A 9,877-nucleotide genomic window follows, 5' to 3' on the forward strand; every position below is an offset into this window, starting at 1 on the left:
TAATTAATCTGCTTGTTTACGTAAAAAGGCTGGAATTTCATAGTAATCAGCCCCTTTATCCAACATGGATTTAGCCTGAGGAGAACTATCCGCACCTAATGTAGGCGCAGGAGTCGCTTCACGAGAGCTACGAAAAACCCGTGGCAAGTCATATTGGCTATAGTCAACGCCAGTACTTGCCGGTTGAGTTGCCATTGCTGGAGCACTACCTGTTCCAGTGAGAGCCAAACCTGCGCTAGTACTTAAAGCAGAGTCCACGCTTACCTTACTCATTGCTGCTGACGCGCTAGCAGGAGCAAAGCTATTGAGGTCTGCCATCGTTGGCATTGCATCATGGGTACCAGTAGCTTGTCTCCAAACTACTTCAGGTTGGTTGTTTTTACGAGCTTGAGGGTTATTCAAACCAGTAGCAACCACAGTCACACGTAAGGCATCGCCTAGGCTCTCGTCATAAACAGTACCAAAGATTACGGTTGCATCATCAGCAGCATAACCACGAATCGCCGCCATAACTTCGCGAGTCTCAGACAACTTCAGTGAACGGCTAGCTGTAATGTTCACTAATACGCCACGCGCACCTGACAGATCAACACCTTCGAGTAATGGTGATGCTACTGCAGCTTCAGCAGCTAAGCGTGCACGATCCATGCCGGAAACAGTTGCCGTTCCCATCATGGCTTTACCTTGCTCGCCCATTACTGTTTTAACGTCTTCAAAGTCAACGTTGATCAAGCCCTGAACATTAATAATTTCTGCAATGCCAGATACTGCGTTATGCAATACATCATCCGCACAAGCAAATGCCTTATCGAACTCAGCATCTTCACCCATCACTTCAAAGAGTTTTTCATTGAGCACAACAATCAATGAATCTACATATGACTCGAGCTCTGTAGCACCATTCTCAGCAACCTTCAAGCGCTTTACGCCCTCAAAGTCAAATGGCTTACTAATGACGCCAACAGTCAAAATGCCCATTTCTTTAGCTACTTGAGCCACGATTGGGGCCGCACCAGTTCCTGTGCCGCCACCCATACCAGCAGTGATGAACACCATGTGTGCGCCTTGCAATGTATCAGCAATGCGAGCACGCGCTTCTTCAGCAGAAGCTGCGCCGATTTCTGGTTTGGCACCAGCACCCAATCCGCTAGAACCCAGTTGCAAATTCACAGATGCCTCAGAGCGCTGTAAAGCGCCAGCATCGGTGTTCATGCAAATGAACTCTACGCCATTAACACCGCGACGGATCATATGCTGGACAGCATTGCCACCAGCGCCACCGACTCCAACCACTTTAATAATGGTCTTGCCAGCTGTTTCTTGATCTAACATTTCAAATTCCATATACCCTCCTAGGTAAATACGTACTACATTGACGACGACGAAAAAAACTTAAAAATTTCCTGCAAACCATTCCTTCATGCGCGATATAACACCTTGCAACGCGCCTGATTGAGAAACACGACGACCGCGCAATAGCTGCGCTTGGCCTTCCATCAGCAAACCAATGCTGGTGGCATATCTGGGACTACGTAAGACTTCATGCAGATGGCCACGATATTCGGGGGTACCGATACGAGCAGGCCTCAAAAAGACTTGTTCGGCCAACTCCACCATGCCCGGCATTAATGCTGTGCCGCCCGTTAAAACAATTCCAGAAGAAACCATATCTTCGTAACCTGAGTCACGTACTACGCCTCTTACCAGCGTGAATAACTCTTCAACGCGCGGCTCAATTACTGCTGCCAGAGCTTGTTTAGAGATCGGGCGTGGCTCACGGTCACCGACACCAGGAACATCAATCATCGCAGTTGGATCAGCCATTTCTTGACGAGCGATACCATGCGCAATTTTTAAATCTTCAGCATCAATCGTTGGCGTGCGTAATGCCATCGCAATGTCATTCGTAATTTGATCGCCTGCAATTGGAATCACTGCAGTGTGACGAATTGATCCCTGGCAATAAATTGCAATATCAGTTGTGCCGCCACCAATATCAACCAACACCACACCAAGCTCTTTCTCATCTTCGGTCAATACCGCCAAACTTGAAGCTAAAGGCTGCAAGATGAGGTCGTTAACTACGAGGCCACAACGGCGTACGCACTTCACAATATTTTGTGCGGCACTTACGGCGCCAGTAACAATATGGACCTTCACCTCTAAGCGAAGACCGCTCATACCAATTGGCTCGCGCACATCTTCTTGACCATCAATAATGAATTCTTGAATCAGGATGTGCAGAATTTGTTGATCTGTTGGAATATTGATTGCTTTAGCCGTCTCCAATACGCGCTCAACATCACCAGAGCCAACTTCTTTGTCGCGTATTGCGACCATGCCGCTTGAGTTAAAGCTCACAATGTGATTACCCGCAATTCCTGTAAAGACTTGCACAATCTGGCGATCAGCCATTACCTCAGCCTCTTCAAGAGCCTTCTGAATGGACTGGACGGTTGCCTCGATATTGACTACAACGCCCTTCTTTAATCCTTTAGATGCAGTTTGACCAACGCCCACAACGTTGAATTGACCATCAGGAGCTAATTCAGCAACTAAGGCAACAACCTTGGAAGTTCCAATATCTAAACCAACCAAAATATCGCGATTGTCTTTACTCATTTCCATTCCTCATTACTTCAGCTCACTTTTTTTGCCATCTACTTCATTCTTTTTCAAACTTGCAGCAGCAAGATGAACCGCAAAACCATTTGCATATCGCAAATCGACTGCATCTACTCGATTCGCCCATTTCTCTTGTACTTGTGGCCAATATTTAAATAAACGCGCCACACGTTCTTCCGTTAAATTTTTATCGGAGCTTTCCTCATCGCGGCCAAACTCTACTTTCATTCCGCTTGAGAGCTTGACGTGCCATGCGTAACGCTCAGTCAGTGCAAGGCTAGTGACTTCTGCGCCCCATGGCTTAAACCAGTTGTTGGCTTTTTCATAAAGACTCATTACCTCTTTGCCTGCATCTTCAGGACCAGAAAAGTCGACTAAACGTACATCCTCACTCACCTCAGTAACACGTCCAGCAAAGAGCTCACCATGGGTATTCATGAGGGTGTGACTCTCGGCGCCACCCCAAGTCCCAAAAGGCTTCTGCTCTTCAATACTCACCACTAAACCATTTGGCCAAACACGACGGACATTGGCATGTCGCACCCAAGGCATACTCTCAAAGCCTCGCTTCACATCTTCTAAGCGAACGCTGAAGAAATTACCCTGTACCGTTTCTAAAACTTGCTGCTTAACAATAGGCTTATTAATATGTTTCAACGTTTGGCCAGCAACTGGCTCAATCTGAATCTCCTTCAAAGCGAAAACTGGTCGCTGACTTAGCCAAACCAAAATACCAATGACGAGCATAACTACAAAGCAACGCAGTAGGAAACGACTCAGCTTCTCCATCCGCTCTGAATGATTCCAAAGAGGAGACATCAACATAGAGAAAATTTCATCGAAGCGGTCCATGAAGTTACTCATGCAGCTGCACCTTCTTTTTGCTGCAATGTTTGACTAAGCAACCAAAGCACTAGATCTGCATACTCAATACCAGCAGCTTTGGCGGCCATTGGCACCAAAGAGTGGGAAGTCATACCAGGAGAAGTATTCATTTCCAATAAGTAAGGCTTGCCGGTCTTTTGATCCAGCATCACATCAGCACGTCCCCATGTACAACAGCCTAAGGCTTTATATGCTGCCAAGGCCAAATCCTGAACGGCGGCATTGACTTCAGGCGCCAGCCCGGTAGGGCATAAGTACTGAGTTTCATCAGAGAAATATTTATTATGAAAATCGTAATTTGCCTGTGGTGGAATAATTTTGATCACCGGCAAAGCTTCAGCCGTCTTACCCTGACCAACCAATGGGCAAGTTAATTCATCCCCAATGATGCAAGTCTCTGCAATCACTTTTTTATCCAATCCAGCAGCAAGCTTGTATGCAGCTGGCAAGTCGTCTACTGACTTCACTTTTGTTAAGCCTAAAGAGGATCCCTCATGCGCAGGCTTCACAATCAAAGGCAAGCCCAGATGTTTCACAACTGCATTCCAGTCGCTATCAACTGTCAGCTCTTCATATTCAGGGGTGGCGAGTCCATTGCTAATCCAGACTTGCTTAGTAACAATTTTATCGATTGCCAGAGCAGAGGCCAAAACACCGCTGCCTGTATAAGGCAACTCTAATAGCTCAAGTAATCCTTGAATAGTGCCATCTTCACCAAAACGACCATGTAAAGAAATGAATACGCGATCGAAGTTTTCTTTTACTAACTCAGTGGGGCAGCGCAAACCCGTATCAAAAGCATGGGCATCAACTCCTTTTGAGCGCAAAGCTTCTAATACGCCATTACCAGACATGAGCGAGATTTCCCTCTCTCCAGATTTACCGCCCAGCAAAACGCCAACACGACCAAATGCCATCGGCTCTAAGCTAGCTAAGCTAGACTTAACGCGATCACCCCAGGAAATCAAATTAGCACCTACCTTAGACATGCTTCGCCTCCGACAACGTATGAGGCAAAGCAGAAATTGATCCCGCACCCATCGTAATTAACACATCTCCATCTTTTAGAACTTGACTCAACTTTTCTGGCATCTCTGCAACATTTGCAGCATAAGCAACTGCGCATGAATCTAATAAGGCTTTGGAATTTTTGTCTTCAGCGATAGCGGCCTTCATCAAACTCTTACTATCAGCCCCCGGAATTTTTGCTTCGCCCGCTGGATACACATCAGTCAACACCAAAGCATCAAAATTTTTGAGAACTTGAACAAACTCGCCAAAACAATCACGCGTTCTAGTGAAGCGGTGTGGCTGGAATGCCAAGACCAAGCGACGATCAGGGAAGGCACCTCTTGCTGCAGCTAAGGTTGCAGCCATTTCTACTGGGTGATGGCCATAATCATCGATCAAGGTAAAGCTACCACCATCTACTAAAGGAATCTCTCCATAACGTTGGAAGCGACGACCAACACCACCAAACTCAGATAGCGCTTTGGTAATTGCTTCATCACCCACACCCAACTCTGTTGCTATACCAATAGCAGCTAAAGCGTTACGAACGTTATGCAAGCCTGGTAAATTCAAAGTGATATTTAATGGGCCCGGTTTATTGCCATGCCTGCGCACAGTGCGACGGTCAACCGTGAAACGCATCTGAGTACCATCCGCACGAACATTACTTGCTCGAATGTCTGCGTCCTCCGATAAACCATAGCGAAGTACTGGCTGAGATACAAACGGAATAATATCGCGCACATTAGCATCATCAATACAAAGTACTGCCACACCATAAAAAGGCATACGCTGAATAAACTGAACAAATGCCTGTTTCAATCGAGCCATATCGTGCTGATAGGTATCCATATGATCAGCATCAATATTGGTTACCACTTCCATGGCTGGAAATAATTGCAAGAAAGAGGCATCTGATTCATCCGCCTCAACCACAATAAAATCTCCCTGGCCCAAGCGCGCATTGGCGCCTGCGGAATTGAGTTTGCCGCCAATCACAAATGTCGGATCGAGGCCGCCTTCAGCCAAGACTGATGCGACTAGACTAGTTGTGGTTGTTTTACCGTGTGTGCCAGCAATTGCAATACCCTGCTTTAGGCGCATCAACTCACCCAACATGACTGCGCGCTGAATCACTGGCACCTTCGCCGCACGTGCTGCCAAAACCTCTGGATTATTGCCTGCAACAGCAGTGGAAATCACTACCGCTTCTGCCGTACCAATATTTTTAGGGTCATGTCCAATGTGAATGACTGCGCCCAAATCTCTAAGGCGTTTAGTGACTGCGCCATCCGTTAAGTCTGACCCTGAAACTTGGTAACCCAAGTTCAATAGCACTTCAGCGATGCCGCTCATGCCAGCACCACCGATACCGACGAAGTGAATTTGCTGAACGATATGCTTCATATTCCTACTCCCGCACAATCTGCACATACCTCAGCTACGCGCTGGGTAGCGTTTGTTTTTGCTAAAGCATGCGCACGTAATGCCATCTCTTTTAATTCTTTACGATTAAAGTTCTGAATCATCATTGCTAAATCTTGCGGGTTTAGTAATGGCTGCGGTAACAAAATTGCTGCATTCGCATTTGATAAAAATTGCGCATTCGCAGTTTGGTGATCGTCAATTGCAAATGGGAATGGAATAAGACAAGAGGCGATACCACAAGCTGCTATTTCAGAAACTGTCATGGCGCCTGAACGACAAATTACTAAATCGGCCTGAGAATATGCAGCCGGCATATCATCAATGAAGGGACGAATATCTGCTGTTACACCTAAGTCGGCATAAAGCTTCTGTAGATCTGCTAAATGCTTGTCGCCCGCCTGATGAATTACTTTGGGACGTGACTCTGCTGGAATTAATGCCAGCGCAGCTGGAATATTTTCATTAAGGGCAGCGGCACCCAAGCTACCACCTACCACCAAGATAGATAAAGGCCCTTGGCGCTGGTCGTAACGTGCTGCAGGTGCCGGCATGTGATCAAACTCTTCCCGAATCGGATTGCCTACCCACTCTGCATGATCCATTGTGTTGGGAAATCCAGTCAGAGTCCGCATTGCAATTTTGCTTAGCGCACGATTAGCACTACCAGCTACTGAATTTGATTCATGCAGAACCAATGGGCGCTTCAATAATTTAGATACAAAACCACCAGGGAAAGTAATATAACCGCCCATACCTAAAACCACATTTGGTTTTAAGCGTCGTATAATCTTCCAACTTTGATGGCAAGCGCGCAAAAGATTAATAGGCAACATCAACTTTGCTTTTAATCCCTTACCGCGTAGACCGCTGAACTCGACCGCCTCAAATGGAAAATCACAAGACTTCACGAGGCGATACTCCAAGCCAGCTTGATTACCCAACCAAGAGACTTTCCAACCGCATATCCGCAGATATTCAGCGACAGCGAGACCTGGAAAGATATGCCCACCAGTACCACCAGCCATCACTAAGATTGAGGGTTTAGTCAAAGCTTCCCTCCACGCATGAGGATGCGATTTTCAAAATCGATACGCAGTAACATTGCTACAGCTACCGCATTCATCAAAATTCCAGAGCCGCCATAACTTACCAAGGGCAAAGTCAGGCCTTTGGTTGGTAATAACCCAAGGTTCACCCCCATATTGATGAAGGCCTGCCAACCAATCCAAATGGCAACACCTTTAGCAGCAAGACCAGCAAAACTGCGATCCAACTGCAAAGCGGTACGGCCAATTAAGAAGGCGCGACGAACGATCCAATAAAACAAGAAGATCATTACGACCACACCAACAAATCCTAATTCTTCGCCAATCACAGCCATGATGAAATCGGTATGCGCTTCTGGTAAGTAGTGCAATTTTTCTACGCTACCGCCAAGTCCAGTACCAAACCATTCGCCACGACCAAATGCCATCAACGAATGGGTCAATTGATAGCCTTTATTAGCAGCGTTATCTACTTGCCATGGATCCATGAAGGCCAACATTCGTCCGCGTCGGAATGGAGAGAGTGCAATCATGGTTGCGCCACTCATCAAACCAACCAGAATCAAGCCGCCAAATAACTTGGCATTAATACCACCCAAAAAGAGGATGCCAAATGCAATCAAGGCAACCACTACGAATGCGCCCATATCTGGTTCTGCCATAAGCAATCCGCCCACCAGGGCAACTGCAATACCCATCGGTAACATGCCCTTCACAAAGGAATGGAGATATTCCTGACGTTGAACGGTATAGCTTGCCGCAAAGATCACGGCAGCAAATTTCATCAACTCGGACGGCTGAAAGTTCATCAAACCCAAGGGAATCCAGCGCTTTGCGCCATTCACACCCTTACCCAAACCAGGAATCAGAACGGCGATCAGCAATAAAACGGTAAACCCAAAAATGACTGGTGAATAACGATCCCATACCTTAGTAGGGATCTTAAAAGCCCAGATACCGACACCAATCGCAATCACCAAAGAAATCACGTGGCGAATCAGGAAAAAATTACTACTGTAATTTGCATACTTCGGTCCATCTGCCAAAGTAATCGAAGCGGAGTACACCATTACAAGGCCAATTAACATCAGCGACAAAATTGCCCATACGAGCAACTGGTCATAGTCCATCATGCGCGAACGGGTTTGTTCTACGCCTGAAACAGCATCTCGCAAGCCAGTACGGAAGTTATCAATTCCGCCTCTTGAAAAATTCCAGAAGCGATTTAGTCCAAGCCGATTTTCAGGAAAGAATTTTTCTTTTAAGTTCATACCTGGACCCCTTCAAAGCGCATGCCTAGCTCTTCAACCTCTGCAGCAAATACTTGGGCACGCTCAATATAGTCATGGAACTGATCTAAGCTTGCGCAGGCTGGTGAGAGCAATACCAAGTCTCCTGATACTGCTTTTGAGGCGGCAGCCTGAACTGCAGAAATTAAATCACCACAATTTGCACTTTGAATTCCAGAGCCAAGAGCTTCACCAATTGCAGCGCCATCTTTGCCAATTAGGAAAGCGCCCTTTACAAAACGTAAAGCAGGCTCACGTAATGGGCTGAAATCCTGACCTTTGCCATCACCACCAACAATCAACCAAATGCGTTTGCCAGATTCGTTGCTACCCAAGCCATTTAATGCAGCGACAGTCGCACCTACATTAGTGCCCTTGCTGTCATCTACGTACTCAACGTCTTTAACAATCGCAATACTTTGCACACGATGTGGCTCACCATGGTAATCACGCAAGCCATGTAACAGTGCATTCATAGGTAAATTAGCGGCGCGTGCTAAGGCTAGGGCTGCTAGCGCATTTAATGCATTATGTCGGCCACGTATTCTTAAGGCGTCAGCTGGAATAAGGCGCTTGAGGCGTAATGGCTCATCTTCTTCAACTACTGCGGATTTACGACGACGCTTAGGCTTAGGCTCAACCTCTTCATCTACTTCAGCCCAAACTAGCCAATCAATTCCGCCAGCACGTAAGTCATGCTCAATTCCAAAAGCGCCTTGCTCATTTGGGCGATTTGAGCCAAAGGTCACAATGGCTCTCTCTGCTTTTTGCTCTTCAGACAGCAGCCCCATTACAAGAGAATCATCGCGATTCAGAATACAAACTGTATCAACACCAAATATCTGTGACTTAGCTTGCGCGTATGCTTGCATGTCGCCATGCCAATCTAAATGGTCTTGAGTAATATTCAACACTGTTGCTGCCGTAGCATTCAAAGTATGGGTATAGACCAACTGAAAACTAGATAACTCCAAGACCCAAACATCCGGCATATCTACGATTTGATCGGCAATATCCAAGCAGCTCATGAGCTTGTCTAATGCTGAAGGACTAATATTTCCTGCAACAGCAACTTTCTTACCCGCACGCTCGCAGAGTTGCCCGGTTAATGCGGTGGTAGTTGTTTTACCGTTGGTGCCAGTCACAGCCAGTACTGCTGCCGCATAACTCACCTCTTGCGCTTGTGACATACGACCTAAAGCAGAAATTGCGCGAGCAAAAAATTCAATCTCACTCCACACATCGATTTCAGCCTGCTCAGCCTTAACCAAGAAAGCATAGGTTGGGTCTTGCACCGGAGAAAGTCCCGGGCTAATACCAATCACGTCAATATTCTTTAGTGAGCCCTCATCCAGGGGACCAAAACAAACATCTTTGAGGCCAGCAATCCGAAGCTCTTCCAGCCAAGCATTTTGACGCACAGTAAAAGAGGATTGCTCACGCGTATCCGCTAAGCGGACTTCGGCACCATTTCGTAGGCACCACTTCGCCATAGCTACTCCAGACTCACCCAATCCTAAGATAAGAAAACGGTTTGGAGCTTGGTAACCTTCGTCACTCATGAAGGCTGCATTTGCAAAGGTATTTTCTAAA

The 9,877-nt window shown here is 46.6% G+C and carries 8 protein-coding genes; all 8 read right to left on the reverse strand.

Features of this window, described 5'->3' with window-relative positions:
* Positions 1 to 3: 3 nt before the first annotated feature.
* Genes ftsZ through murD form a run of 8 tightly spaced genes read right to left on the reverse strand, consistent with a single transcriptional unit; the run spans position 4 to position 9,846 of the window.
* Positions 4 to 1,344: a cell division protein FtsZ gene (gene ftsZ / locus ICE89_RS07310; protein WP_216263366.1), complete on the reverse strand. Its 1,341-nt coding sequence runs from the start codon at positions 1,342 to 1,344 to the stop codon at positions 4 to 6.
* Between the two features lie 48 nt (positions 1,345 to 1,392).
* On the reverse strand, positions 1,393 to 2,622 hold the full coding sequence (gene ftsA, locus ICE89_RS07315; RefSeq protein ID WP_216263365.1) for a cell division protein FtsA: 1,230 nt from the start codon (positions 2,620 to 2,622) through the stop codon (positions 1,393 to 1,395).
* 12 nt (positions 2,623 to 2,634) lie between these two features.
* Positions 2,635 to 3,489 (reverse strand): cell division protein FtsQ/DivIB, encoded by an 855-nt coding sequence (locus tag ICE89_RS07320; protein WP_216265417.1) that lies wholly within the window; start codon positions 3,487 to 3,489, stop codon positions 2,635 to 2,637.
* Entirely contained in the window at positions 3,486 to 4,499 is a 1,014-nt protein-coding gene (locus ICE89_RS07325; RefSeq protein WP_304608639.1) for a D-alanine--D-alanine ligase, read from the reverse strand. The genes ICE89_RS07320 and ICE89_RS07325 overlap by 4 nt, the downstream gene beginning before the upstream one ends.
* The gene (gene murC, locus ICE89_RS07330; RefSeq protein ID WP_216263363.1) at positions 4,492 to 5,928 is read right to left on the reverse strand and encodes a UDP-N-acetylmuramate--L-alanine ligase; all 1,437 of its coding nucleotides are present in this window, start codon (positions 5,926 to 5,928) and stop codon (positions 4,492 to 4,494) included. The genes ICE89_RS07325 and murC overlap by 8 nt, the downstream gene beginning before the upstream one ends.
* Positions 5,925 to 6,974, reverse strand: a complete 1,050-nt coding sequence (murG, locus tag ICE89_RS07335; protein ID WP_216265561.1) for an undecaprenyldiphospho-muramoylpentapeptide beta-N-acetylglucosaminyltransferase — start codon at positions 6,972 to 6,974, stop codon at positions 5,925 to 5,927. The genes murC and murG overlap by 4 nt, the downstream gene beginning before the upstream one ends.
* A gap of 20 nt (positions 6,975 to 6,994) precedes the next feature.
* Positions 6,995 to 8,266 carry a putative lipid II flippase FtsW gene (ftsW, locus tag ICE89_RS07340; protein WP_216265418.1) on the reverse strand — a complete coding sequence of 424 codons (1,272 nt, stop codon included), beginning with the start codon at positions 8,264 to 8,266 and terminating at the stop codon, positions 6,995 to 6,997.
* On the reverse strand, positions 8,263 to 9,846 hold the full coding sequence (gene murD, locus ICE89_RS07345) for a UDP-N-acetylmuramoyl-L-alanine--D-glutamate ligase (RefSeq protein ID WP_216263475.1): 1,584 nt from the start codon (positions 9,844 to 9,846) through the stop codon (positions 8,263 to 8,265). Before murD ends, ftsW begins: the two co-directional genes overlap by 4 nt.
* Positions 9,847 to 9,877 lie beyond the last annotated feature (31 nt).

Source organism: Polynucleobacter sp. AP-Kaivos-20-H2 (assembly GCF_018882215.1).
In the GTDB taxonomy this organism is placed as follows: Bacteria; Pseudomonadota; Gammaproteobacteria; order Burkholderiales; family Burkholderiaceae; genus Polynucleobacter.

What these genes read in the sequence shown, in the direction of transcription:
- ftsZ (WP_216263366.1), bottom strand. Translation starts at nt 1,344, where the DNA reads ATGGAATTTGAAATGTTAGATCAAGAAACAGCTGGCAAGACCATTATT.
- ftsA (WP_216263365.1), bottom strand. Translation starts at nt 2,622, where the DNA reads ATGAGTAAAGACAATCGCGATATTTTGGTTGGTTTAGATATTGGAACT.
- ICE89_RS07320 (WP_216265417.1), bottom strand. Translation starts at nt 3,489, where the DNA reads ATGAGTAACTTCATGGACCGCTTCGATGAAATTTTCTCTATGTTGATG.
- ICE89_RS07325 (WP_304608639.1), bottom strand. Translation starts at nt 4,499, where the DNA reads ATGTCTAAGGTAGGTGCTAATTTGATTTCCTGGGGTGATCGCGTTAAG.
- murC (WP_216263363.1), bottom strand. Translation starts at nt 5,928, where the DNA reads ATGAAGCATATCGTTCAGCAAATTCACTTCGTCGGTATCGGTGGTGCT.
- murG (WP_216265561.1), bottom strand. Translation starts at nt 6,974, where the DNA reads ATGGCTGGTGGTACTGGTGGGCATATCTTTCCAGGTCTCGCTGTCGCT.
- ftsW (WP_216265418.1), bottom strand. Translation starts at nt 8,266, where the DNA reads ATGAACTTAAAAGAAAAATTCTTTCCTGAAAATCGGCTTGGACTAAAT.
- murD (WP_216263475.1), bottom strand. Translation starts at nt 9,846, where the DNA reads ATGAGTGACGAAGGTTACCAAGCTCCAAACCGTTTTCTTATCTTAGGA.